This is a genomic window from Streptomyces zhihengii, assembly GCF_016919245.1.
GTDB classification, from domain to species: Bacteria; Actinomycetota; Actinomycetes; order Streptomycetales; family Streptomycetaceae; genus Streptomyces; species Streptomyces zhihengii.
Genome location: NZ_JAFEJA010000001.1, coordinates 5,948,565 through 5,973,791 on the forward strand (window position 1 = coordinate 5,948,565; position 25,227 = coordinate 5,973,791).

Genomic DNA, 25,227 nt, shown 5'->3' on the forward strand with positions numbered 1-25,227 from the left:
CACACGACCGGTGGGGCCGTCCGGTCCGCCCCCGGGCCGTGCGGTCCGTCCCCGGGCCGTGCGGTCCGTCCCGCCCGGGCCGTCCGGTCCGCACCGGCCGTCCGTCCCGCCCCGGCCGCGCGGTCCTCAGCCGTACAGCTCGCGCAGTCCCGCCGTCGCGCGGGCGAACCGCTCCCGCAGCTCCGGCGGGCCGAGGACCTCCACCTCCGGTCCCAGGGACAGCAGTTGGGTGTAGGCCACGTCCGGTGACTCCACCGGCAGGGTCAGCGTCACCCGCCCCTCCGCGTCCGGCGGGCCGGCGGCCTCCAGGGACCGTTCGGCCGCCGCCCGGTCCGTGACGTGGGGCAGCCGCCGGGCGCCGGCCCCGGTGACCCGGAGGACCGCCTCGGAGCGCAGCAGCGAGCGGGCGAACGATGCCGCCCGCTCCGCCCAGAAGGCCGGCAGGTCGAAGTCCTCGTCGCGCTCGAAGACCTCGCCGTCCGCCTCCACCGAGGCGAACCGGTCGATCCGGTACACCCGCGCCGCCCCGTCGGCGCGGGCGCACAGGTACCAGACCCCCGCCTTCAGCACGAGGCCGTACGGCTCCAGCAGCCGCTCCACCTCCCCGTCCCTGCGCCGGTACACCGCCCGGACGCGGCGGTCGCCCCACACCGCCTCCGCGACGGCCGGCAGCAGCGGGGGCGTGCTCGGCTCCTGGTACCAGCCGGGCGCGTCGAGATGGAAGCGCTGGGCCGCGGAGTCGGAGGCGTCGCTCAGCGAGGGGATCAGGGCCGCCGAGACCTTGAGCCGCGCCGCCGACGCCGCGTCCTGGAGGCCCATCTCGCGCAGGGCGCCCGGCAGTCCGGAGAGGAACAGCGCCGCCGCCTCGTCCCGGCCGAGGCCGGTCAGCCGGGTGCGGTAGCCGCCGATCAGCCGGTAGCCGCCGGTGCGGCCCCGGTCCGCGTAGACCGGGATGCCCGCCTCCGAGAGGGAGAGGGCGTCCCGGGCCACGGTCCGTTCCGACACCTCCAGCTCCCGCGCCAGTTCGGCCGCCGTCATGACGTCCCGCGCCTGGAGCAGCAGCACCATCCTGATCAGCCGGGCAGCGCGCATGCGTTCATCATGGCGCAGCCCGGCGGTGCCACGGGCCGGCGGACGGCCCGGGCCCGGGGGAGCGGCGGCCCCGCGCCGCGGGCCGCCCCGGGATCAGGCGAGCGGCTCCTGGAGTTCGGTCACCCACTTCGCCGTGTCCGGCGGGCACTCCAGGTACACCTCCCGCGCGTACCCGGCGGAGGTGTGGCCGCCGGCGTCGATCCACTGGGCCAGACTCTGCGAGGTCGTCAGCACGTCGTCCATCGGGCCGCGGTGCACGATCGTCGCCGCGCGCTCCACGGCCGGCAGGTCGACGACGTCGAAGTCCGGCCCTGCGGAGGTGTCCCGGGGGACGGTGCAGCCCGCGTGGACGAGGATGGCGCCGCCGCCCTCCGGGGCGTCCTCGTAGTACGCGACCCCCGGACCGCACGGGGCGATCCCGGCCTCGGACAGCCGGCGGTACAGCTCCTCGTACAGCGGGCCGATCACCGGGCCGATGTGTTCCGGCTGGTAGCTCGCCGCGATGCCCGACAGCTCGGCGACGCGCACCGGAGGGATGTTCTTGATCATGATGTCCTGGGTGGGCATGTGCCCCTCGCTCTCGATGGACCGGAGCCTCGCCTCGACCTGCCGCAGCCGTGCCGCCGCCGCGGCGATGGCCTCCTCCAGCTCGGCCCGGCGCAGCGCGAGCATCCCCCGCAGCTCGTCCGGGCCCGGCCGGTCCTGAAGGATCCGGCGCACCTGCTCCAGCGTGAAGCCGAGATCCTTGAGGGCGACGATGCGGTTGAGCCGCGCGAGCTGGGCCGCCGAGTAGTGGCGGTAGCCCGTGAACGGGTCGGTGCGCTCGGGGCGCAGCAGCCCGATGGCGTCGTAGTGGCGCAGCATCCGGGCCGACACGCGGCCGTGCCTGGCGAAGTCTCCGATGGTGAACATGACGTCTCCCAGTGCACGGGTTCACACGGTGTCAGGGTCAAGGATCGCCTCCCGTCCTCCCGTCCTCCCGCCAGGGCCGCCCGGGACACCGGATCGCGCGGCGACGGTGTCCGTCCGTGCTCGGACGGACACAGAAGGCATACTGGGGACCCTGTCGCGTCGGTGGGGAGGGCGGGGTATGCGGGGGGCGGTGCTCGACGGGCGGTACGAGCTGACCGAGCGCCTGGGCCGGGGCGGCATGGGCCAGGTGTGGTCGGCCCGGGACGAGCGCATGCAGCGCGAGGTCGCCGTCAAGCTGGTGACCGCGGTCCCCGACGCGGGCGACGAGGAGACCTTCCACCGCTTCCAGCGGGAGATCCGGTCCGCCGCCAACCTGCCCGGCCGGCACACCGTGACCGCCCACGACTGCGGCGAGGCCGTCATCGACGACGAGCCCTACCTCTACATGGTCATGGAGCGCCTGACCGGCCGGACCCTGGCCCAGGAGATCCGCCGCGCCCGCCCGCCGTGGCGCACGGCCGTGCGCTGGGGCTACCAGGTGGCGTCGGCCCTCCACGCGGCGCACACGCTGCGGATCGTCCACCGTGACATCAAGCCGGAGAACGTGATGTTCGCGGCGGACGGCGACGTCAAGGTGCTCGACTTCGGCATCGCCAAGTTCCTCGGCGACACGGCCAGGGCGGGCGGCTTCACCCGGACCGGGGTCCCCATGGGCACGCTGCTGTACATGTCGCCCGAGCAGGCGCGGGGCGACACCGCCGTCGACCACCGCACCGACCTGTACTCGCTCGGCTGCCTGCTCTACTTCATGCTCACCGGCCGGCCCCCGATGGTCGCCGACAACGTGCTCGCCCTGGTGTACATGCACGCCGAGGCGGACATCCCCCCGCCCCACACGCTGGTGCCGGAGATACCGTCCGGGCTGAGCGGCCTGGTGACGCAGCTCCTCCAGCGGCGGCCCGAGGACCGCCCCGAGACGGCGGGCGCGGTGCTGGAGCAGCTCAAGGAACTGGCCACCGTCCGCCACCGCGGGGGCACCACACTGCCGATCCTCACCGGCGACCGGGCCGGCGCGGAGGCCGAGATCGCGGCGAAGCTGGCCGGCGCCCAGGAGATCTACCAGGCGTCCATCCGCGACGCCCGGGCCCGCGAGGAGGAGGCCGAGGCGGCGCTGCTGGCGGCCCGCGGACAGGCCGACGAGCTGCGCACCCGGGCCGCGGACGAGGCGGGCGCGGTGCGCGCCGAGGCCGAGCGCTACCGGGTGGACCTGCGGCACCGCACCGAACAGGAGATCGTCGCCCTGCGCACCCGCGCGGAGCGGGAGACCCTGGACCTGCGCGCGGAGGCCGACGCCCTCTTCGAGGAGACCAGGGCGAAGGCGGCGCAGGCGGCCGCCGAGTTCGAGACCGGCCTCGCCAAGCGCCGGGAGCAGACCGAACGCGACCTGGCCGCGCAGCGGGTCACGGCGGAGAAGCGGGTCGCCGAGCTCGAACACCGCGCGCAGCAGCTGTCGGTGGAGGCCGAACTGCTGCGCACCGAGGCCGAGGAGCGCGCCCGCCGCACCGTGCAGTCCGCGCAGCTCCAGGTGGAGAACGTCCTCCAGGACGGCAACGCCAGGGTCACCGCCGCCCGCGCCGAGGCGGAACGCGCGATGAACGCGCTTGCCGAGCTGAGGGAGCGGCTCGCGCGGATGCTCGCCGACAGCAGGTTCACCCCGCTCGACGACCTGACGGAGCAGCGCGCCGAGATCCTGGGTCGGCTCACCTCGCTCCAGGACGCCCTCGCCGACACCGCCCGGCGCCACGCCGCCGCCCACGGCTACGCCTACCGGGACGACGCGGTGGCCCTGCCCGGGGCCACCGGGCCCCGGCGGCCCCGGACGGCGGCGGAGCCGGAGGGGGACGCCCCCGAGAACCGGTCGTGGGCGCAGACCGGTGAGACGGACACCCGCTCGGAACGGGTCGCCCGCACGCAGGAGCGCCTCCAGACGGCGATGGCCGACCTGGCCGACGACACCGCGCAGCGCCTGCGGTCCGCCGCGCGGTCCGAGGGGACGCCGGAGTCGGAGGTGGACCGCACGGAGGGCCTGCGCCGTCTGCTCGGACCGCGCGACGGCTCCGTCCCGCCGCGCCGGACCGAACGGGACGGCGACCGCCCCGCGTCCCGCCTGCCCCGGGAGACGGACGACCCGGAGCAGCAGGAGGCGTGACCAGCCGCGCCGTCCCGTGCCGCCGCCCCAGGCGGCACACCGCGGGACGGCGGCCCGCCCCGGCGTCGGAGGGGCGGCACGTCCACCGCGCGGCTTCACCGGAGCACGGCGGTACGCGCCCTCCCGGAAGGCGGTCCGCGACCGGCACGGCTTCACCCGCGTACGGCGGCACGCGCCCTCCCGGAAGGCGGTCCGCGCCCGGCGCGGCTCCACCGGAGCACGGTGGCACGCGCCCGGCGCGGCTCCCCGGGCACGCCGCAGGGGCCGCCCGGGAAGGGCGGCCCCTGCGGGACAGCGGCGGGTGCCGGGCGGGCCGAGGGCCCGCCCGGGCTCCCTACAGGCCGTAGCGCTCGCGCGCCTCCTTCACGGCGGACGCCGGCACCTCGCCCCGCTTGGCGAGCTGCGCCAGCGCGGCGACCGTGACCGACTGCGGGTCGACGCCGAAGTGGCGGCGGGCGGCGTCACGGGTGTCCGACAGACCGAAGCCGTCCGTGCCCAGCGACGACCAGTCCTGCTCCACCCACTGGCTGATCTGGTCCGGCACCTGGCGCATCCAGTCGGACACCGCCAGCACCGGGCCGGGAGCGCCGGCCAGCGCCTGGGTGACGTACGGGACGCGCTCCTCGCCGCGGAGCAGCGCCTCGTCCGCCTCCAGGGCGTCCCGGCGCAGCTCGCTCCAGGAGGTCGCGGACCACACGTCGGCCGCCACGTTCCAGTCCTTGGCCAGCAGCTCCTGGGCCTCCAGGGCCCAGTGGATCGCCGTACCCGAGGCGAGGAGCTGCAGGCGCGGCGCGTCCGCGCCGGCCGAGCCCTCGTTGAAGCGGTACAGGCCCTTGACGATGCCCTCCTCCACGCCCTCCGGCATGGCGGGCTGCGGCTTCGGCTCGTTGTAGACCGTCAGGTAGTAGAAGACGTCCGAGTCCTCGCCCGGGGCGGTCTCCCCATACATCCGCCGCAGACCGTCCTTGACGATCACCGCGATCTCGTACGCGAACGCGGGGTCGTAGTTGAGCGACGCCGGGTTGGTGGCGGCGATCAGGTGCGAATGGCCGTCGGCGTGCTGGAGACCCTCACCGGTCAGCGTGGTGCGGCCGGCCGTCGCGCCGACGATGAAGCCCTTGCCGAGCTGGTCGGCGAGCTGCCACATCTGGTCGCCGGTCCGCTGCCAGCCGAACATCGAGTAGAAGATGTAGAACGGGATCATCGTCTCGCCGTGCGTCGCGTACGACGTGGCGGCGGCGATGAAGTCGGCCATGGCGCCGGCCTCGGTGATCCCCTCGTTGAGGATCTGGCCGTCCTTGGCCTCCTTGTAGTACATGAGCTGGTCGCGGTCGACCGGCTCGTACGTCTGGCCCATCGGCGAGTAGATGCCCGCGGACGGGAACAGGGACTCCATGCCGAAGGTGCGCGCCTCGTCGGGCACGATCGGCACCCAGCGCTTCCCGGTCCGCTTGTCGCGCATCAGGTCCTTGACCAGGCGGACGAACGCCATGGTCGTGGCCATCTCCTGCTTGCCGGAGCCCTTCTTCAGAGCGGCGAACGCGCGCTCCTCCGGCTCGGGCAGCGGGCCGACGGCGTGCATCCGGCGGGCCGGGGCGGGGCCGCCGAGGGCGGCGCGGCGCTCCTGGAGGTAGCGCACCTCGGGGGAGTCGGCGCCGGGGTGGCCGTAGGGCACCAGGCCGTCGGTGAAGGCGCTGTCGGCGATGGGGAGCCCGAGCAGGTCGCGCATGCCCTTGAACTCGTCGGCCGTCAGCTTCTTCATCTGGTGGTTGGCGTTCTTGGACTCGAAGCCCTTGCCGAGCGTGAAGCCCTTGACCGTCTGGGCCAGGATCACGGTCGGCGCGCCCTTGTGCGCCAGCGCCGCCTTGTACGCCGCGTACACCTTGCGGGCCTCGTGGCCGCCGCGGGAGGTGTGGAAACACTCGGCGATCTTGGCGTCCGTCAGCAGCTTCGCCATCTCGACGAGGGCCGGCTCGGCGCCGAAGAAGTGCTCGCGGATGTAGGCCGCGTCGCGGGTTGCGTACGTCTGGAACTGCGCGTCCGGCACCTCGCGCAGGCGGCGCACCAGGGCGCCCGTGGTGTCGAGCTGGAACAGCTCGTCCCAGGCCGAGCCCCACAGCGACTTGACGACGTTCCAGCCGGCGCCGCGGAACTGGGCCTCCAGCTCCTGCACGATCTTGAAGTTGGCGCGGACCGGACCGTCGAGGCGCTGCAGGTTGCAGTTGATGACGAAGGTCAGGTTGTCCAGGCGCTCGCGGGAGGCGAGGGCGAGTGCGGCCGTCGACTCGGGCTCGTCCATCTCGCCGTCACCGAGGAACGCCCAGACGTGGGAGTTCGCCGTGTCCTTGATGCCGCGGCCCTGGAGGTAGCGGTTGAACCGGGCCTGGTAGATCGCCGACAGCGGGCCGAGGCCCATGGAGACGGTCGGGAACTCCCACAGCCAGGGCAGCCGGCGCGGGTGCGGGTACGAGGGGAGGCCGTTGCCGCCGGACTCCTGGCGGAAGTTGTCGAGGTGCGCCTCGGTGAGGCGGCCGTCGAGGAAGGCGCGGGCGTAGATGCCGGGGGAGGCGTGGCCCTGGATGTAGAGCTGGTCGCCGCTGCCGTCCCCCTCCTTGCCCCGGAAGAAGTGGTTGAAGCCGGTCTCGTAGAGCCAGGCCGCGGAGGCGAAGGTGGCGATGTGGCCGCCGACGCCGAAGCGGGAGCCGCGGGTCACCATGGCGGCCGCGTTCCAGCGGTTCCACGCGGTGATGCGGGCTTCCATCTCCTCGTCGCCGTCGAGCGCGGGCTCGGCGGCGGTGGGGATGGTGTTGACGTAGTCCGTCTCCAGCAGCCGCGGCAGGGCGATGCCCGCCTGCTCGGCGTGCTGGAGCGTGCGGCGCATCAGGTACGCGGCGCGGTGCGGGCCGGCGTGCTCCGCGACGGCACCGAGGGACGCCGCCCACTCGGCGGTTTCCTCGGCGTCGCGGTCCGGGAGCTGGTCGAGCTCGCTCGGAAGCTTGCCTACGGGGTCGGTCATGATCGCCGCCTTCCGGACAGGAGGGGGGTGGAGATAAGGGGGTGCCGTGTCTGGCAGGACAGGGCGAGCGGGTCGGTGGACCCGCCGAAGACTGTAAGTCTCTGATCGATGATCGATCAAAGCCTGGGGAGAAATTGGCATCCGGTGCCGCAAAAGTGGGCACGCGGTGCCGGGGCAAATGCCCCCGTAACGCCCCCTTTCCCGGGGGCGTCCCCCGGGGGCGAGCCCTCGCGCACCTCCCGCCCCAGAGGGCGACCCCGGCCTCGCCGGGGCGCCTCGCCGGGCCGCGCGGGCAACCTCAGCCGCGCCAGGCGGGCAACCTCAGCCTCGCCGGGCGGGCAACTCTGACCTTGCTGGGCCGCCTCGCCTGGCGGGCAGCTCCAGCCTCGCCGGCGTTTGAGGCGCGGGGTGCGGGGCGGAGCCCCGCCGGAGTGGGTCGCGTTCAGGGGCCCGGCTGCGGGCCGGTGGTTGCGGCACGGCCTGCGGCCGGTGTCCTCAAGCGCCGGACGGGCTGGAGTGGGGTGGGTCGCGGGCGCGTGCCCGGGTGCGCGTCGGTGGTTGCGGCACGGCCTGCGGCCGGTGTCCTCAAGCGCCGGACGGGCTGGAGTGGGGTGGGTCGCGGGCGCGTGCCCGGGTGCGCGTCGGTGGTGGCGGCACGGCCTGCGGCCGTCGTCCTCAAGCGCCGGACGGGCTGGAACGGCAGCCCCGCACGGGTCGGTAAGGCAGCCCCGGACGGGCTGGAACGGCAGTCCCGCACGGCTCGGTAACGCAGCCCCGCGCGAGCTGAAAAGCAGCCCCGGCTATGCGCGCGGGGCGCAGCCGAGGACGTGGGCCTTGACGAGGGCGCCGATCTCCGGGTCCCGCCGCCGGAACGCCTCCACCAGGTCCTGGTGCTCCTCCGCGTAGGACTTCTGCACCGTCCCCAGCCACCGGATCGACAGCGCCGTGAAGACCTCGATCCCGAGGCCCTCCCAGGTGTGCAGCAGCACACTGTTGCCCGCCGCCTTCACCAGCTCCCGGTGGAACGCCACCGTGTGCCGCACCTGGGCCGTGCCGTCGGCGTGGCGGTCCGCCTCGTAGAGGGCCGTCACATGGGGCTCCAGCGCCGAGCAGTCCGCCGCGAGCCGCTCCGCCGCAAGCTCCGCGGCGATCTGCTCCAGACCGGCCCGGACGGGGTAGCTCTCCTCCAGGTCCGCGGCCGTCAGATTCCGCACCCGCACGCCCTTGTTGGGCGCCGACTCGATGAGCCGCAGCGACTCCAGCTCCCGCAGCGCCTCGCGCACCGGCGTCTGGGAGACCTCCAGCTCCGTGGCGATGCGGCGCTCGACGATCCGCTCCCCGGGCTTCCAGCGCCCGCTGACGATCCCCTCCACGATGTGCTCGCGGATCTGGTCGCGCAGCGAGTGGACGACGGGGACGGTCATGAATGCGCTCCTCACCAGATGGCCGACGCCGAGGTTACCGGAGAGGAATCCCCCCGCACCCTCCGTGGCAGCGCCGCGCCGCCGCGGCCCCCGGGGCGCGCTCCCGGCCCGGCGGGGGCGCCGCGGGGCCGGGAACCCGCACGTCGTCAGGGTGCGGACGGCTCCGCGGGGGCCACGGGCTCCTCGGCCACCACCGACCGCAGCAGAGCGGTCAACTCGGCCGTGTGACGCGGATAACGGCCGATCAGGGCCGCGATCTCGGTCACTGCCCCGGCGCGCGCCTCCGGCCCCGGCGCCGCCGCCACGGGCGGGCCGGCGCCCTCGCCCGAGAGGATCGCGGCCACGGCCCGGTGCACGTCCGCCGCGAAGGCGTCGCCGAACTGGTCCCGCTCCAGCACCGCGCACAGGTCGAGGGTCTCGGTGTCCGGCGTCTCCCCGGAGCAGGCGCGCTCGATCCGGCGGCGCAGCGCCGCGCGGTCCTCCGCGCAGCGATACGCGTCCTCGACACCGTCGAGGACGGCGAGATGGAGCAGGGCGTACCGCAGTGTCCTGGTCGTCCCGCTGCGGGCGGTCAGGACCACCAGGGCGTTCGGATCGACCAGGGTGTCTGCGTGCCGCACCAGCAGGTCGCGCGACTCCCGCAGCGTCCCCGCGGCCGCCCAGGTGTCGAGGTGCTCGACCAGCAGATGGAGATGGAACGCGAGGTCCGGACCGTGCCGGACGGCGGCGCTCCACAGCTCCAGATGCGTGGCGACCTCCGGCTGGATCAGGGTCAGTTCCCGCAGCGCCGTTCCGGCCTGCCGGGAGCGCAGCCACCGGTGCCCGTCCCAGTAGGCGCGGGAGGACGCCCAGTCCTCGCAGTCGAACCAGCCCATCAGGGTGTCCATGGCGTGGGCGGGCAGATCGAGCCAGTCCGGCGTCCGGGCCGCCCACGGGCCTGCCTGCCGCACCAGTCGGCGGACCAGCCGGGCTTCCGCCCTGCCGCGCCCGGCGTGGTGCCGCAGCAGCTGACGGGCCTGGAAGACATGGGCGGGGTCCGGCTCCCGGGTGTCACCGGCGCCCCCCGCGTCCCGCTCCGTCCCCGTCCCCGACTCCGTTTCCTTACCCGTCCCCGCCCGGTCGGGGCAGGCGAGGGACACCAGCTCCCGTACGGCGTCCTCCGCCGGCCCCGAGCGGAGCAGGCACCCCAGGCGGAACATCCGCAGCCTGCGGTGGGCCGCCGGATGCCCGGCGACCGCGCGTTCGGCCCGCAGGACCGGGGCGAGCAGCGCCCCGGGGTCGCCCGCCGCGCCGAGGATCTGCTCCAGCCCGGCCAGCGCCTCCGTCAGGGCGCTCACATGGGCGCGGGGGTCGGCCTCGGCGCAGGCGGTCAGCAGGGCGACGGCCTCCTCGCCCGCGGCCCGGGCGCCGTCGGGGTCGCCCAGCTCGCGGAGCCGTCGCCCGAGCATGCCCACCGCCGACCCCAGCGGCGCGGTCCAGTGGCCCGGTTCGTCCTCGGCAAGCTCCCGGAACATCCGCACCGCCTCGCGGACCGCTTCCAGCGACTCCCGCTGCCGGGAGGTCTCCGCGAGCCGGAGCGACAGGTTGTACCAGGTGTTCGACAGCGCCGTGAGCCGGGCCCTCGGGTCGCCCGCCGTGAGCTCCAGCTCCATGTCGAGGGACTCCCGGGTGACCGCGAGCGCCTCCTCGTGCGCGCCGGTGCACGCCAGGCGGATGCCCAGGTTGCCCAGCGACCGGGCGAGGCCGTCCCGGTACCGTGCCGGCTGGTCCCCGGCCAGCCGCCGGTAGAGGGCGACGGCGTCGCGCGCGTAGGGGAGCGCGCGGCTCCAGGCCCCGAGATCGGACAGCCGGTTGCCCAGGGCGTCGCAGGTCAGGGCCAGGTCGCCGAGGTGGACGTCGGGCAGGGCCGCCGCGAGCCGCCGGTACAGGTCGAGGGCCTCCGTGGTCGCCTCGATCGCGGCGACGGTCTCGCCCGCGTCGGCGTACTGGTTGCCGAGGTTGTTCAGGCACAGGGCCAGGTCCGCGAGGTGGGCGACGGGATCGCGCCGGGCCGCCGGACGGAGCAGCTCGACGCTCTCGGCGCCCGCCGCGAGGGCCGCCCGGTAGTCCCCCCGTCTGCCGAGCGCACTGGCCAGCGTGCTCAGCGAGAGCGCGAGCCGCCTGGCCCCGGCCGCCGGGTCGTCGGCGGCCAGGGCACGGTCGAGGGCGACCGCCTCCTGTACGTGGACCAGCGACTCCCGGTGCTCCCCGGCCCCCAGCAGCCGCCCGGCGTACACGCCGAGCGCGTCCGACAGCACGGCCCGGCCGGCCTCGGGATCGTCCTCGGCCACCCGGCGCGCCGCCGCCAGCCCCTCCCCGGCGCGGGCGAGGGCCTCGCGGTCGCGCCCCGCGGAGCCCAGCAGCACCGCCAGGTTGCCCAGCGACTTCGCCAGCCGCGGCAGGTGGTCGCCGGGGCGGTCGGCGGCCGGGGCCCGGTGGAGGTCCACCGACTCCTCGGCGGCGGCGAGGGCTTCGGCCCCCCGCCCGACCCGGTCGAGGCGGACCGCGAGGTCGCCGAGGGCCGCCGCCAGGAGGAACAGGTGCGCGGCGGGGGCGTCCGCCGCCAGTCGGCGGGCCAGGGCGACGGCCTCCTCGCAGGCGGCGAGTGCCTCGCCGTAGCGGCCCGCCGCCCCGAGGTGGGCCGCATGGTTGATCAGGAACTGTGCCAGCAGCGGCAGATGGACGGACGGCCGCTGGTCCGCCAGCCGCCGGCAGAGGCCGACGGCCTCCTCCGTCACGGCCGTCGCCGCCTCGGGTTCACCCGCTTCGGACAGCCGGGCGGCCAGGTTGACGAGGTAGGAGGGCAGCCCGTGCGCGAAGGCGTCCGGATCCCCGGCGGCGAGCTCGCGCTGGACGTCCGCCGCCTCCCGGGCCGCCTCCAGGGCCCCCGCCCGGTCACCGGCGGCGGCCAGCCGGTGCGCCAGGCCGTCGAGTGCGTGGGCCAGCCCGGCCCGGTACGGCCCCGGGTCGGCGGCGGCGAGTTCCCGTTGCAGGGCCGCCGCCTCCCGCGCGGCCGCGACGGCCTCGCCGTCGCGGCCGGTGCCGGTGAGCAGGACGGCGGCCTGCCGCAGGACGAGTGCCAGCACGGGGCGGAAGGCACCGCCGTTGCGCCGCTCCAGGTCCCGCACCAGCACGATCCCCGCGGGGCCGGCGTCCAGGGCGTGGGCCGCGAGCCCCGTGAGGAGGTACGGATTGGCCCGCTCCGGCTCCCGGGCGCCGTCCGACTGCCGCAGCAGGAGACCGACCAGCGCGCGGGTCACCGGCTCACCCGCCGCGGGCGCGGCGTTCCGCAGATGCTCCACGAACTCCCGGTGGTACAGCCGGTACACGGCCTGCGTCCCGTCGGTGTCCTCGACGACGAACGCGCCGTAGGCGTTGAGCAGCCAGTCCACGTCCTCGGGACCGTAGGCCGTCCCCGCGCCCCCGAGGCCGGCCGCGGCGCACTCCCACACACCCCGGGCGGGCATGCCCCGCCCCGCGCTCCGGGCCAGGGCCGTCAGCAGGTCCGTCGCCGCGCGCGGCAGTTCGGCGCCGTCGCGCACCCGCACCGGCCCGCGGGCCAGCTCCTCGGCGAAGGCGGCGCCGACGGACCGGGGGAGGTCGGGCAGGGCGCCCGGGGCCCGTTGGTCGAACCGCGCCACCAGCGAGCGGGTGACGAGGCGCGCGAAGAGGAACCCGCCCGCGTCGGCCGCCGCCCGCTCGGCGACGGAGCGGGCCGCCGCCTCGGCCACGTCCGCCGGCAGACCGCCCCGCTCCAGCCGCCGCCGGGCGTAGCCGGCGATGTCCTGCTCGGTGTCCGGCTCCTCGTCCAGGTCGACGCGGCTGACCCGGGCGCCCAGCCAGCGGCTCAGCGCCCCGTCCAGGCTCTCCTCGGGCGCGGTGTGCGGACGGAACGGCCGGGCGCGGGAGGCGAGCAGCACGGTGGCGACGCGGCTGAGCGGCACGAGCAACTGCTCGGCCACGCCGGCCGCTTCGTCCCCGGCCTCGTCCAGCCCGTCGAGCACCAGCACCGGCGGCCGCCCCGCCTCCCGCTGCTCCAGCTCCGCGATCAGCGCCGCCGGGGTGCGCGGCGCCGGCAGCCCCAGCCGGGCCGCCAGGGCCTCCGCGAGGCCCTGCGGGGTCGTGCCCCGCAGATGCAGCGCGGCGTCCACCGCGTTCTCGCCCGGGTCCGGGTCCCCTTCGCGGAGCGCCCCGTGGGCGCGGACCTCCGCCCGCCGCCGGGGATCCGACAGCGTCGCCACCCGCCCCAGGACGGCCGACTTCCCGCTGCCCGCACCCCCGGTGACGAGGAACAGGCCCGGTTCCCCGGAGCCGAGCCGGCCGACGATGTCGCGCAGGACCGCGTGCCGGCCGGTGAAGAACCAGCCCTCCTCGGTGCGGCCCGCCCCGCGGGCGGCGAGGACCAGGTGCTCCACCACCTGCTCGCCCGCGTCCCGCCGCAGCCGTGGATTGCGGAACATCGGCAGCGCGCGGCCGGTGGAGGCGCTGGCCGGGCGCTGGCCGTCGTCGTCCCAGCGGGCCAGCACCGCCTGGAGGACGGCCTCGCCGGTCACCCCCTCGTTGCGCGCGCTCCACGCGTGCCGGTACGGGCCGGTCCCGGGCGGCCCGTCGCGCAGGACCGCGGTCAGCGTGTCCAGCAGGACGCCCCGCCCCGCCGCCCGCTCACCGGACTGGCAGCTCGCGAGCACCCCGAGCCACTGGGCGCGGCCCGGTGGCAGGGAGGTCGCGGCGAAGTCCTCCAGCGCCCGGCGCAGCGGCTCCAGCACCCCCGCCCCGGAGTGACAGGTGTCGACGACCAGCAGCACCTGGTCGGCCCCCGAGCGCAGCGCCGCGCCGGTCAGCAGCTCGGTGCGGTACACCTGCTCCTCCACCGCCGGGTCCTCGGTGTCGGCGGTGATCAGGTGCAGCCGGTCCCGGTGCAGCTCGGCGTGGCCCGACCAGAGCACCACGGCCGGGCCGCCGCCTCCCGTCTCCGCGTGCGCCCGGGCCCAGGCGCCGAGCCGGTCGCGCACGGTGCCCCAGTCCGGGTCGGCCACCGTCTCGGCGGCGCAGCCGCAGGCGGTGAGCAGCGCGGCGAGCGTCTCCAACTGCGCCCGCGCGCCCGGCAGATCGGGCACCAGACCGCCCCGGTGGTGCTCGACGGCGAAACCGATCGCGGTACCGGCGGCCGGCACGCGGTCAGCCATCGCCGTCCTCGGCCGCGTCGCCGACCATCACCAGCGCCGTCACCGCCGCGTCGGGCCGGTCCGCCGGCCCCACGACCAGCCGGTAGGGGCCCGGCGCGGGCGGCTCGGGGAAGACGGCCCGGTAGCGGCCCTCGCCGAGGTTGCGCAGGGTGCGTCCGGCCGGGGGCCCGCCCTCCGCGGGATGCAGCACCGCGGTGACCGCCAGCCGGTCGCCCCCGGGGGTGCCCTCGGCCGTCACGGACAGCTCCAGCAGCTCTCCGGCCGCCAGATGGAAGGGCGCCTCGACGCCCAGGCGCACCGGCCGCCGTCCCGGGTCGCGGTACTCGGCCGGGCCGGGGGCCAGCAGGCCCCACAGGGAGTCCCGCACGCCGGGGTTGTTCTGGAGCGAGCCGTGCTGCTCGCACGGGGTGTGCCCGTGGGCGGCCCCGGGCGGGTGCGCGGAGAGCCGGGGCACGGTGCCGTCGCCGCCCTCCGCCCGCAGGCCGGCCGTGGTGGAGACGGTCAGCCGCTCGCCGCCGCCGTCGACGGACGCGGTGGTCGCGGTCGGCTGGAGCACCCCGGCGATCGGCACCAGGGCCGGGTCGGTGCCGCCGGTGCGGGCGCGGGCCGCGTCGCGTATCCCGGCGTGGAAGGCGCCCGCGTCCAGCAGCAGGGCGGGGTCGGGCCCCGGCAGCGCGGACGGCAGCTCCCGTGGGTAGAGCAGCCCGCCGGGGGAGTCCAGGCAGGCGTAGTCCGGCGTGAGCTGGTGCACCGACGGCAGCGACCGGGCCAGCCGGGTGATCGCGGCCCGCACCGGCCGCGGGCCGACGCCGTGGCCGTTGACCAGGGTCTCCAGCGCGTCCAGCGAGCCCCGGTGCGGGGTGCCCAGGGTGACGATGCGGCGCACCACCTCGTGACCGCCCAGGCACTCGGCCCAGTACCGGGCGACCAGGCCGCCCATGGAGTGGCACAGCAGGACCGCGCGGGCGTCGCGCCGCGCGGGCGCCGACGCGCGCCAGCGGCCCAGCTCCTCGTCGACCACCGCGCCCAGCCGGGCCGCGTTGAACCGGCAGGACAGCCGCCAGTCGTAGGCGAAGGCCACCAGGTTCGCGGCGGCGGACGCGGGCTCGCCCGGGCCCCGGCGGCGCAGCGTGAAGGAGGCCTCCAGCCAGTCCAGCAGCCCGCTGTAGCCGTCGACCAGGGCCCAGCGCCCCGGCAGCGCGTACAGGTCGGGCAGCAGGCCCGTCGGCACCACCCCGTCGCCCGGATGCGCGTCGCCGAGGTCGTGCGGCAGGGTCAGGCCGGTCACGGACCGGCCGAAGGTGCGGATGCCCTGCCGGAGCGCGGCCCCGGAAAGTCCCCAGACCGCGTGCCCGTCGCGGTCGGCGAGAGCGCTGCCCATGATGCCGGGCACCACGACCACCAGGTCGTGCGTCGGCTGACGTGCCATGCGTGCCGGTCCCCCCTCGGCCCCGAATCCCCGGGGCCACGGTATCCGCGCACCGGGCACGGGGAGGGGCGAACGGCACAACGGGGCGCGCCCCTCGCGGGTGGGCGGAAGGGCGGGACGCCCCCGGAGCACGAGCGCGCCCCGGGAGCACGGATGCGCCCGGGACGACGGACCCGTCCAGGAACGCGACGCCCCCGCCCGGCGCGCCCGCCCCCGGAAAGGCGATCCGACCCCGCCCGGCGCGCCCGCCCCCGGAAAGGCGATCCGACCCCGCCCGGCGCGCCCGCCCCCGGGAACGCGACGTGCCCCCGTCCCGGATCGCTCCGGGACGGGGGCACGCGTGAGGCGTACCGGCGGCCGCGCGGGCCGCCGGGGTGTTACAGGCCGAGCTCGACCTCGAACTCGCCGGCCTCCAGGATCGCCTTGACCGCCGTGAGGTAGCGGGCGGCGTCCGCGCCGTCCACCAGACGGTGGTCGTAGGAGAGCGTCAGGTACGTCATGTCCCGGACGCCGATGACGGTGCCCTCGGCGGTCTCGATGACCGCCGGACGCTTCACGGTGGCGCCGATGCCCAGGATGGCGACCTGGTTCGGCGGCACGATGATCGTGTCGAACAGCGCACCGCGCGAACCGGTGTTGCTGATGGTGAAGGTCGCACCGGACAGCTCGTCCGGCGTGATCTTGCTGGCCCGGACCTTGCCCGCGAGGTCCGCGGTGGCCTTGGAGATGCCGGCGATGTTCAGGTCGCCCGCACCCTTGATGACCGGCGTCATCAGACCCTTCTCGGAGTCCACGGCGATGCCGATGTTCTCCGAGTCGAAGTACGTGATGGTGCCCTCGTCCTCGTTGATCCGGGCGTTGATGACCGGGTGGGCCTTCAGCGCCTGGGCCGCCGCCTTCACGAAGAACGGCATCGGGGAGAGCTTGACGCCCTCGCGGGCCGCGAAGGACGCCTTCGCCTGCTCGCGCAGCTTCATCAGCTTGGTGATGTCGACCTCGACGACCGAGGAGAGCTGCGCCTGGCCGTGCAGCGCCTTCATCATGTTGTCGCCGATGACCTTGCGCATGCGGGTCATCTTGACCGTCTGACCGCGCAGCGGGGACGCCTCCTGCTTCGGCGCCTTCGACGCGGCCGGGGCGGCGGCGGCGGGGGCCGGGGCGGCAGCGGCCTTGGCGGCCTCGGCCGCGGCGATGACGTCCTGCTTGCGGATGCGGCCACCGACGCCGGTGCCCTTGACCGAGCCCAGGTCGACGCCGTTCTCGGCGGCGAGCTTGCGGACCAGCGGGGTCACGTAGGCGTCGCTCGACTCGACCGCGGCGGGAGCCGCGGGCGCGGCCGGGGCGGCCTGCGGAGCGGCGGCCGGAGCCGGGGCGGCGGCCTGGGGGGCCGGAGCCGGAGCCGGAGCCGGCGCGGGGGCGGCCTGCGGGGCGGGAGCCGGAGCCGGGGCCTCCTGCTTCGGAGCCTCCTGCTTCGGGGCCTCCTGCGCCGGGGCCGGGGCGGGCGCGGCCTGCGCGGGGGCGGCCGGGGCCGCGCCCTTGGCGCCGATCACGGCCAGCTTGGCGCCGACCTCCGCCGTCTCGTCCTCGGCCACCACGATCTCCAGCAGCACGCCGGAGGCGGGCGCCGGGATCTCGGTGTCGACCTTGTCCGTGGAGACCTCGAGCAGGGGCTCGTCCTCCGAGACCTCCTCGCCGACCTCCTTCAGCCAGCGGGTGACGGTGCCCTCGGTGACGCTCTCGCCGAGCGCCGGGAGGACCACGTCGGTGCCCTCGGCGGAACCGCCGCCCGAGGCCGCCTCGGCGGTCGGGGCGGGGGCCGGCTCGGACGTCTCGGTGGACGGTGCGGCCTGCGGGGCCTCCTGGGCGGGGGCCGGGGTCTCGGCGGCGGCCGGGGCGGGGGCCGCCTCGGGGGCGCCGGAACCGTCGTCGATGACGGCCAGCTCGGCGCCGACCTCGACGGTCTCGTCCTCGGCCACCTTGATCGAGGCCAGCACGCCGGAGGCGGGGGCCGGGATCTCGGTGTCGACCTTGTCGGTGGAGACCTCGAGCAGCGGCTCGTCGGCCTCGACGCGCTCTCCCTCGGCCTTCAGCCAGCGGGTGACAGTGCCCTCGGTGACGCTCTCGCCGAGCGCCGGAAGGGTTACGGAAACCGCCATGGTTTCAGGTGCTCCTTACAAAAGTGCGGTAGTGGTCTGTCGCGCCCGTAACTGACTAGTCGTGGGAGTGCAGCGGCTTGCCGGCCAGCGCCAGGTGCGCCTCGCCGAGAGCCTCGTTCTGCGTCGGGTGCGCGTGGATGAGCTGCGCGACCTCGGCCGGCAGAGCCTCCCAGTTGTAGATCAGCTGAGCTTCGCCGACCTGCTCGCCCATACGGTCACCGACCATGTGGACGCCGACCACGGCACCGTCCTTGACCTGGACGAGCTTGATCTCGCCCGCGGTCTTCAGGATCTTGCTCTTGCCGTTGCCCGCGAGGTTGTACTTCAGGGCGACGACCTTGTCCGCACCGTAGATCTCCTTGGCCTTGGCCTCGGTGATGCCGACGGAGGCGACCTCGGGGTGGCAGTACGTCACCCGCGGCACGCCGTCGTAGTCGATCGGGACGGTCTTCAGACCGGCCAGCCGCTCCGCCACCAGGATGCCCTCGGCGAAGCCGACGTGCGCGAGCTGGAGGGTGGGGACCAGGTCGCCGACCGCGGAGATCGTCTCCACGTTGGTGCGCATGTACTCGTCGACCAGCACGTAGCCGCGGTCCATCGCGACGCCCTGCTCCTCGTAGCCGAGACCCTGCGAGACCGGGCCGCGGCCGATGGCGACCAGCAGCACCTCGGCCTCGAAGGTCTTGCCGTCGGCGAGGGTGACGCGCACGCCGTCCTGGGTGTACTCGGCCTTCTCGAAGAAGGTGCCCAGGTTGAACTTGATGCCGCGCTTGCGGAAGGCGCGCTCCAGCAGCTTGGAGCTGTTCTCGTCCTCGACCGGGACGAGGTGCTTGAGGCCCTCGATGACGGTGACGTCGGTGCCGAAGGACTTCCACGCCGAGGCGAACTCGACGCCGATGACGCCGCCGCCCAGGATGATCGCGGACTGCGGGACGCGGTCCAGCGTCAGCGCGTGGTCCGAGGAGATGATGCGGTTGCCGTCGATCTCCAGGCCCGGCAGGGACTTCGGCACGGAGCCGGTCGCCAGCAGGACGTGACGGCCCTGGACGCTCCGGCCGTTCACGTCGACGGAGGTGGGGGAGGACAGCCGGCCCTCGCCCTCGATGTAGGTCACCTTGCGGGAGGCGACCAGACCCTGCAGACCCTTGTACAGGCCGGCGATCACGTCGTCCTTGTACTTGTGGACGCCCGCGATGTCGATGCCCTCGAAGGAGGCCTTGACACCGAACTGCTCGGCCTCGCGGGCCTGGTCGGCGATCTCACCGGCGTGCAGCAGGGCCTTGGTGGGGATGCAGCCGTTGTGCAGGCAGGTGCCGCCCAGCTTGTTCTTCTCGATCAGTGCGACGTCCAGGCCCAGCTGAGCTCCGCGCAGGGCCGCAGCGTAACCGCCGCTACCGCCGCCGAGGATCACTAGGTCGAAAACGGTGCTGGCGTCGTTCGCCACGTCACGTCCTCCATGCATGTGCGCCGTTCGCCCCGGTCCTCGATGACCGGGCGGCGGCTGGTGTTCGGCCGCTTGAGTCTTCGGCCCTGTGGTGGGGGCCCTGTCCTGCCGAGAACCCATCTTTGCACTTGTTGCCGGGACGCGGGACGCGGGGCCGGGGCTTGGGATGGTGAGCTTGAGCGCTTTTCAGGGCTACCGGGTGGTAGAGAACGCGCCGCGGGCCCGTGGTGTTCCCGCCCGCCGGGCCCGCGGGCCCGGCGGGCGGGACGGGGCCCGTGCGCGCGAGGGGCCCGGGGGATGCCCCCGGGCCCCTCGCGCCGCGCGGCGCCGGGGACCGTGCCCCGGCGACCGGTGTCAGAGCCCGAGCTCGCCCGCCGCGGTCCGCTCCGCGAGACGGACCAGCGTGCGCACCGCCGAGCCCGTGCCGCCCTTGGGCGTGTACCCGTAGGGCGCGCCCTCGTGGAACGCCGGACCCGCGATGTCCAGGTGCGCCCAGGTGATGCCCTCGCCGACGAACTCCTTCAGGAACAGACCGGCCACCAGGCCGCCGCCCATCCGCTCGCCCATGTTCGCGATGTCGGCGGTCGGGGAGTCCATGCCCTTGCGCAGGTCGGACGGGAGCGGCATCGGCCAGGACGCCTCGCCGACCTCGCCCGCGATCTCGTGGATCGCGGTACGGAAGTCGTCGTCGTTGGCCATGACGCCGAAGGTGCGGTTGCCGAGCGCGAGCACCATCGCGCCGGTCAGCGTTGCCACGTCCACGATCGCGTCCGGCTTCTCCTCCGACGCCTTGGTCAGCGCGTCGGCGAGCACCAGACGGCCCTCGGCGTCGGTGTTGAGCACCTCCACCGTCTTGCCGCTGTACATGCGCAGCACGTCGCCGGGGCGGGTGGCCGAGCCCGACGGCATGTTCTCGGCGAGCGCGAGCCAGCCGGTCACGTTGACCTCCAGGCCCAGGCGCGCGGCGGCCACGACCGCGGCGAACACGGCGGCGGCGCCGGACATGTCGCACTTCATGGTCTCGTTGTGGCCGGCCGGCTTCAGCGAGATGCCGCCCGAGTCGTAGGTGATGCCCTTGCCCACCAGCGCCAGGTGCTTGGCGTTCCTGCCGTGGGTGTAGCTGATCTTCACCAGGCGCGGCGGGTTCTGCGAGCCCTGGCCGACGCCGAGGATGCCGCCGAAGCCGCCCTTGACGAGCGCCTTCTCGTCGAGCACCTGCACCTTGAGGCCGTGCTCCTTGGCGGCGGCCGTCGCCACCGCGGCGAACGCCTCGGGGGTGAGGTCGTTCGGCGGGGTGTTGATCAGGTCGCGGGCGCGGTTGATCTCCTCCGCCACCGCGGCGGCCCGCTCGGCGGCGGCCTTGTAGGCCTTGTCACGGGGCTTGCCGCCCAGCAGCGCGACCTCGGCCAGCGGCTTCTTCGCGCCGGCGGCCTCCTCCTGGTACGCGGTGAAGGCGTACGCGCCGAGCAGCGCGCCCTCGCCGATCGCCTGCGCGTCCTCGGCGGTCTCGGTCGGCAGCGCGAAGGCGGCCTTCTTCGAGCCGGCCAGGGCACGCGCGGCGCTGCCCGCGGCGCGGCGCAGCGACTCGGTGCCGTACGCCTCGTCGTCGCCGGGCTCCGTACCGAGTCCGACCACGAGCACGAGCGGCGCCTTGAGGCCCGAGGGCGCGGGGAGCTTGGTGACCTCGCCCTCGGCACCGCTCGCGCCGAGGGTCGTAAGGACAGCGGCGAGCTTTCCGTCGAACGCCTTGTCCACTGCCTCGGCGCCCGGGGCGACGACCGGGCCCTTGGCGCCCTTGGCGACGCCGACGACGACCGCGTCGGCACGCAGCGTCGCTGCGCCTGCGGTGCTGAGAGTGAGAGCAGTCACGGTGGTGAAATCTCGCTTCCTTGAGTTCCGGGTCCGCCGGGACGCCGTGTGGACGGGAGTCCGGTGGCCGGAAGACATACCCCTGGTTGGTTGTGCACGGGAATGGATCCCATCGCCATGCCGGAGAAAAGCCTACGCGTGGCCATATGTATCGCTCACGGCGGCGGCTGTTCACTCGTCCGTGGTGTCTCTTCCGGGTTTCGGCCGGTGCCGCTGCGAGCTCAGCCACACTCGGGCCATTCGGGCAAGGGGCCGCGCGCCTCTTCGCATCATCTCCACAGGTCCCGCGCGTGCCGGGGAGGCACCCGCGGGACGGCCACGCGTCCGGGGAGGACGCGCGAGGGGGGAACCACCATGGACCTGTACCGACCCCGCACGGGCAGAGCCGCCGCCACGGCGCTCGCCGCCGTGCTGCTGGCCACCGCCGTCCCGGCCGCGGCCGGCGCCGCCCCGGCGCCGCGCGTCGACCTGACCGTCCTGGTCGTCGACGACGGCGGTGCCGCCGTGGACGCGATCGTCTCCGAACTGGAGTCGACCGGCGTGCCCCACCGGCGCCTGGACCTCACCGACCCGGACCGCCCCGCGGTGGACGCGGCCTTCCTCAGCGACACCGTCGACGGCCGCCCGCGCGCCAGGTACCAGGGCGTCGTCGTGCCGGACGAGGACCCGTTCGGCGCCGGGACGGCGGCCGGCGCCGCCGAGAACGATGCGCTCTTCGCCTACGAGCGGGCCTTCGGCATCCGCCAGGTCGACGCCTACACCTGGGCCCACCCCGGCGTGGGCCTCGCCTACGTGGACGACGGCGGCCACGCGGGCGTCCTCGACGGGGCGCCCGCCGCGCTCACCGCCGCCGGCCGCTCCGGGCCCTTCGGCTACCTCGACGGACCGGTCGTCTTCGAGGACAACTCGCCCCTGGTCGCCGAGAGCTACGGCTACGCGGGCAGACCGAGGGAAGGTTTCACCAGCTACCTCGACGTGCCCGTGGGCGACGGCGCCGGGCGCGCCAGCCTGCTCGGCGAGTACGCCCACGACGGGCGCCGCGAGCTGGTGGTGACCTTCGCCCACAACCGTCACCAGCGGCAGTTCCGGGTGCTGGCGCGCGGCATCGTCGAGTGGCTCACCCAGGGCGTCCACCTCGGCAGCGGCCGCAACTGGTTCTCCGTCCACGTCGACGACGTCTTCGCGCCCGACGCCCGCTGGGACACCGAGCGCAACTGCACCCCGGGCGACATCGACTGCGTCGGCGGCGGCGAGGAGGCCGCGCCGATCCGGATGACCGCCGACGACGCCGTGTACGCCGCCGCCTGGCAGCGCCGCGCCGGCTTCACCCTCGACATGGTCTACAACGCCGGCTCCGGCGAGGAGTGGAAGGCGGAGCACGGCGGCGCCGACCCGCTCACCGACCGGCTGCTCGCCGACCGGGCGCAGTACCGCTGGATCAACCACACCTGGACCCACCCCTTCCTCGGCTGTGTCCAGGACGTGTCGGTCGTCCCGTGGCGGTGCGCGACGGACGGCGCGGGCAGCACCCGGTGGACGGGCCGGGCCGAGGTGTCCGCGCAGATCCGCGACAACCACAACTGGGGCGTCCGCAAGGGTCTTTCGGTGGACCGCGCCGAACTGGTCACCGGCGAGCACTCGGGCCTGCGGACGCTGCCGCAGCAGCCGGCCGACAACCCGCACCTCGCCGGGGCCCTCGCCGACAACGGCGTCACCTGGATCGCGAGCGACAACTCCCGGGAGCCGCAGCAGCGTCCGGTGGGCGCCGCCCGGACCGTGCCCCGCCACCCGATGAACGTGTACTACAACGTGGGCACGGCCGAGGAGATGACGGACGAGTACAACTGGATCTACACCTCGGCGGCCGACGGCGGCAGCGGTGTCTGCGAGAGCGACCCGTTCTCCACCTGCCTTCCCGCGCCGCTGGACACCGCCACCGGATACGCGGCCCACATCGCGCCGCAGGAGGCCCGCACCGCCCTCGGCCACGTCGTCGCGAACGACCCGCGCCCGCACTACGTCCACCAGTCCAACCTGGCCGAGGACCGGCTGCTCTACCCGGTCCTCGACACCGTCCTCGCCGACTACCGCGCCCTGTTCGCCGACAACACCCCGCTGGTGAGCCCGCGTCAGCGCGAGGCCGGCGAGGAGATGCAGCGCCGGGCCGCGTGGCGGACGGCGCTCGCCGCCGGCACGGTCACCGCGTACCGCATCGGCGACACCGTCACCGTGAAGGCGCCCCCCGGGGTGGCCGCGCCCGTCACCGTCCCGGAGGGGACGCGCAGGCAGCACCTGCTGACCACCTCGGTCTTCGGCGGCGCGTACGCCGGGACCCGCTCCGCGTGGACGACGCCCGATCTGCTCCAGAACGCCGTCACGCTCCGCCTGCCCGTCTGACCCGCGTCCGGCGACCCCGCCGGGCCGTCCGATCCCGCCGCGCGCCGTCGCGGCACCGCGTCACGCCCGCCGGCGGACGACGACGTCCCCGGCGGGTGCCCGCGTGCCCGCGCACCCGCCGCGCCGCCCGCGCACCCGCCGCGCCGCCCGCGCACGGGCGCACACCCGTCGCGGCGTACCGACCGTCCGCCGACCACTGTCCTTGGGGGGACGAACCGATGCTGAGCAGCGGTCGCCATGTCACCATGCTCACCGAAGGCACCTATCCGCACGTCCACGGGGGCGTGTCCACCTGGTGCGACCAGCTCGTCCGCGGCATGCCGGAGGTCGACTTCCAGGTCGTCGCCCTCACCGGCAGCGGCCGCGAGCCGGTCGCCTGGGACCTGCCGGACAACGTCTACCGGCACGTTTCGTTCCCGCTGTGGGGACCCGAACCGGCGGTCCGCCGGCTGCCGCGCGGCGAGCGGCAGCGCTTCCTCGACACCTGCGAGGAGTTCCTGCTCGCGATGCTCGACCCGGACGCCGGCTGCGACTTCGGAGCCTCGCTGGACCGGCTCGCCGGCTGGGCCAGGGAGGGACAGCTCACCCGGGCGCTGCGCTCGGAGGCGGTGCTGCGGTCGCTGATGTGGATCTGGTCCATGCCGCACCTGCCGACGGCCGCCGCCCGGCCGACCGCCCACGACGCGCTCACCGCCACGGACCTGCTGGAGCACGCCCTGCGTCCGCTGGGCGCCCGCATACCCGACGACGCCGTCGCCCACGCGGTCAGCGCCGGCCTCGCCACCCTGCCGGCCCTCGCCGCCCAGCACTTCGAGCGGGTGCCGTTCCTGCTCACCGAGCACGGCATCTATCTGCGCGAGCGCTACCTCGGCTACCGCACCCACCCGCAGCGCACCCCGGTGAAGACCCTGATGCTCGCGTTCTACCGGGAGCTCAACACCCTCGGCTACCGCCGGGCCGACCTGATCACCCCCTGCAACCGCTACAACCGGCGGTGGGAGGAGCACGGCGGGGCGCCCGCCGCGCGGATCCGCACCGTCTACAACGGCGTCGACCCGGGCGCCTTCCCCGACGCCGGCGCCGAACCGGACGTCCCCACGATCTCCTGGGCCGGCCGCATCGACCCCATCAAGGACCTGGCGACCCTGATCCGCGCGTACGCCGTCGTCCGGGCCGAACTGCCCGCCACCCGGCTGCGGCTGTTCGGCGGCGTGCCCGACGGCGGCGACGCCTACCGCGTCCGGCTGGAGAAGCTCGCCGCCGAACTCGGCGTCGTCGACGGCATCGTCTGGGAGGGACGCATCGCCGACGTGGCCCGCGCCTACGGGGCGGGGAACGTGGTGGCGCTCTCCTCGATCAGCGAGGGCTTCCCGTTCTCGCTGATCGAGGCGATGTCCTGCGGCCGGGTGACCGTGTCCACCGACGTCGGCGGGGTGCGCGAGGCCGTCGGCGACACCGGGATCGTCGTGCCGCCGCGCGAGCCCGCCGTCATGGCCGCCGCCCTGACCGCCCTGCTGCGCGACCCGGAGCGCCGGGCCGCCCTGGGCCGCGCGGCACGGCAGCGCGTCGTCGACCGCTTCACCCTGACCCGCTCCGTGGACGGTTTCCGCCGCATCTACCGCGAACTGTCCGGCTTCCCCGACACCGGCACGGAGGCCGGCCCCGGCGCCGGCGGGTCGACCGGGAACGGCCGCGGTGCCGGCACCGGCACGGGCCTTGGTACCGGCCGCGGCACCGGCACGGGCCTTGGCACCGGCCGCGGCACCGGCACGGGCCTTGGCACCGGACTCGGTACTGGTACCGGTGTCGGTGCCGGCCCCGGCGGCCTCGGTACCGGCCCAAGCGAGTCGGCAGGCATCGGCCGGGGTACCGGCACCGGCCGCGGCGGCCTCGGTACCGGCACCGGCGGCCTCGGTACCGGCCTCAGTACCGGCGGGTCGGCCGGGACCGGCCGCGACGCGGCGGCGGGTGCTCCTGCCGTGACGGGCCATCACAGGGGGGCGGGTTCCTCGGCCGTCACGGGCCGCGACCCGGCTGCGGGTACCCCGGCCGTG

The 25,227-nt window shown here is 75.2% G+C and carries 11 protein-coding genes and 1 pseudogene; 3 read left to right on the forward strand and 9 right to left on the reverse strand.

Going from position 1 to position 25,227, the window contains the following annotated elements; genetic code table 11:
* Positions 1-126: 126 nt before the first annotated feature.
* Positions 127-1,092, reverse strand: coding sequence for a helix-turn-helix transcriptional regulator (locus tag JE024_RS25275; RefSeq protein WP_205375779.1), 966 nt, complete (start codon positions 1,090-1,092; stop codon positions 127-129).
* 93 nt (positions 1,093-1,185) lie between these two features.
* Entirely contained in the window at positions 1,186-2,004 is an 819-nt protein-coding gene (locus JE024_RS25280; RefSeq protein WP_205375780.1) for a MerR family transcriptional regulator, read from the reverse strand.
* A 178-nt stretch (positions 2,005-2,182) separates the two neighbouring features.
* Here JE024_RS25280 and JE024_RS25285 point away from each other — a divergent pair, with 178 nt between their 5' ends.
* Positions 2,183-4,213 (forward strand): serine/threonine-protein kinase, encoded by a 2,031-nt coding sequence (locus JE024_RS25285; RefSeq protein ID WP_205375781.1) that lies wholly within the window; start codon positions 2,183-2,185, stop codon positions 4,211-4,213.
* A gap of 334 nt (positions 4,214-4,547) precedes the next feature.
* On the opposite strand, the gene aceE is transcribed toward JE024_RS25285, so the two are convergent.
* From aceE to JE024_RS25320, 7 genes are all read right to left on the reverse strand, one after another.
* Positions 4,548-7,229, reverse strand: a complete 2,682-nt coding sequence (gene aceE / locus JE024_RS25290; protein WP_205375782.1) for a pyruvate dehydrogenase (acetyl-transferring), homodimeric type — start codon at positions 7,227-7,229, stop codon at positions 4,548-4,550.
* A gap of 800 nt (positions 7,230-8,029) precedes the next feature.
* The gene (locus JE024_RS25295; RefSeq protein WP_205375783.1) at positions 8,030-8,653 is read right to left on the reverse strand and encodes a GntR family transcriptional regulator; all 624 of its coding nucleotides are present in this window, start codon (positions 8,651-8,653) and stop codon (positions 8,030-8,032) included.
* A 146-nt stretch (positions 8,654-8,799) separates the two neighbouring features.
* Entirely contained in the window at positions 8,800-13,878 is a 5,079-nt protein-coding gene (locus JE024_RS25300; RefSeq protein ID WP_205375784.1) for an ATP-binding protein, read from the reverse strand.
* Positions 13,871-15,307, reverse strand: coding sequence for an alpha/beta hydrolase (locus tag JE024_RS25305; protein ID WP_205375785.1), 1,437 nt, complete (start codon positions 15,305-15,307; stop codon positions 13,871-13,873). The genes JE024_RS25300 and JE024_RS25305 overlap by 8 nt, the downstream gene beginning before the upstream one ends.
* 377 nt (positions 15,308-15,684) lie before the next feature.
* Positions 15,685-17,463: a 2-oxoglutarate dehydrogenase, E2 component, dihydrolipoamide succinyltransferase gene (gene sucB / locus JE024_RS25310; RefSeq protein WP_205375786.1), complete on the reverse strand. Its 1,779-nt coding sequence runs from the start codon at positions 17,461-17,463 to the stop codon at positions 15,685-15,687.
* A gap of 55 nt (positions 17,464-17,518) precedes the next feature.
* Positions 17,519-18,907, reverse strand: coding sequence for a dihydrolipoyl dehydrogenase (lpdA, locus tag JE024_RS25315; protein WP_205375787.1), 1,389 nt, complete (start codon positions 18,905-18,907; stop codon positions 17,519-17,521).
* 354 nt (positions 18,908-19,261) lie between these two features.
* Positions 19,262-20,776, reverse strand: coding sequence for a leucyl aminopeptidase (locus JE024_RS25320; protein ID WP_205375788.1), 1,515 nt, complete (start codon positions 20,774-20,776; stop codon positions 19,262-19,264).
* A 354-nt stretch (positions 20,777-21,130) separates the two neighbouring features.
* Between JE024_RS25320 and JE024_RS25325 the strand changes: the two genes are divergently transcribed.
* Positions 21,131-23,173: a hypothetical protein gene (locus tag JE024_RS25325; RefSeq protein ID WP_205375789.1), complete on the forward strand. Its 2,043-nt coding sequence runs from the start codon at positions 21,131-21,133 to the stop codon at positions 23,171-23,173.
* A 218-nt stretch (positions 23,174-23,391) separates the two neighbouring features.
* A pseudogene (gene pelF / locus JE024_RS25330) lies at positions 23,392-24,813 on the forward strand (GT4 family glycosyltransferase PelF); the annotation flags it as partial.
* Positions 24,814-25,227 lie beyond the last annotated feature (414 nt).

Coding starts and splice junctions, on each gene's coding strand:
- JE024_RS25280 (WP_205375780.1), bottom strand. CDS start 2,004: ATGTTCACCATCGGAGACTTCGCCAGGCACGGCCGCGTGTCGGCCCGG.
- JE024_RS25295 (WP_205375783.1), bottom strand. CDS start 8,653: ATGACCGTCCCCGTCGTCCACTCGCTGCGCGACCAGATCCGCGAGCAC.
- JE024_RS25285 (WP_205375781.1), top strand. CDS start 2,183: ATGCGGGGGGCGGTGCTCGACGGGCGGTACGAGCTGACCGAGCGCCTG.
- JE024_RS25305 (WP_205375785.1), bottom strand. CDS start 15,307: ATGGCACGTCAGCCGACGCACGACCTGGTGGTCGTGGTGCCCGGCATC.
- JE024_RS25325 (WP_205375789.1), top strand. CDS start 21,131: ATGGACCTGTACCGACCCCGCACGGGCAGAGCCGCCGCCACGGCGCTC.
- aceE (WP_205375782.1), bottom strand. CDS start 7,229: ATGACCGACCCCGTAGGCAAGCTTCCGAGCGAGCTCGACCAGCTCCCG.
- sucB (WP_205375786.1), bottom strand. CDS start 17,463: ATGGCGGTTTCCGTAACCCTTCCGGCGCTCGGCGAGAGCGTCACCGAG.
- JE024_RS25300 (WP_205375784.1), bottom strand. CDS start 13,878: ATGGCTGACCGCGTGCCGGCCGCCGGTACCGCGATCGGTTTCGCCGTC.
- JE024_RS25275 (WP_205375779.1), bottom strand. CDS start 1,092: ATGCGCGCTGCCCGGCTGATCAGGATGGTGCTGCTGCTCCAGGCGCGG.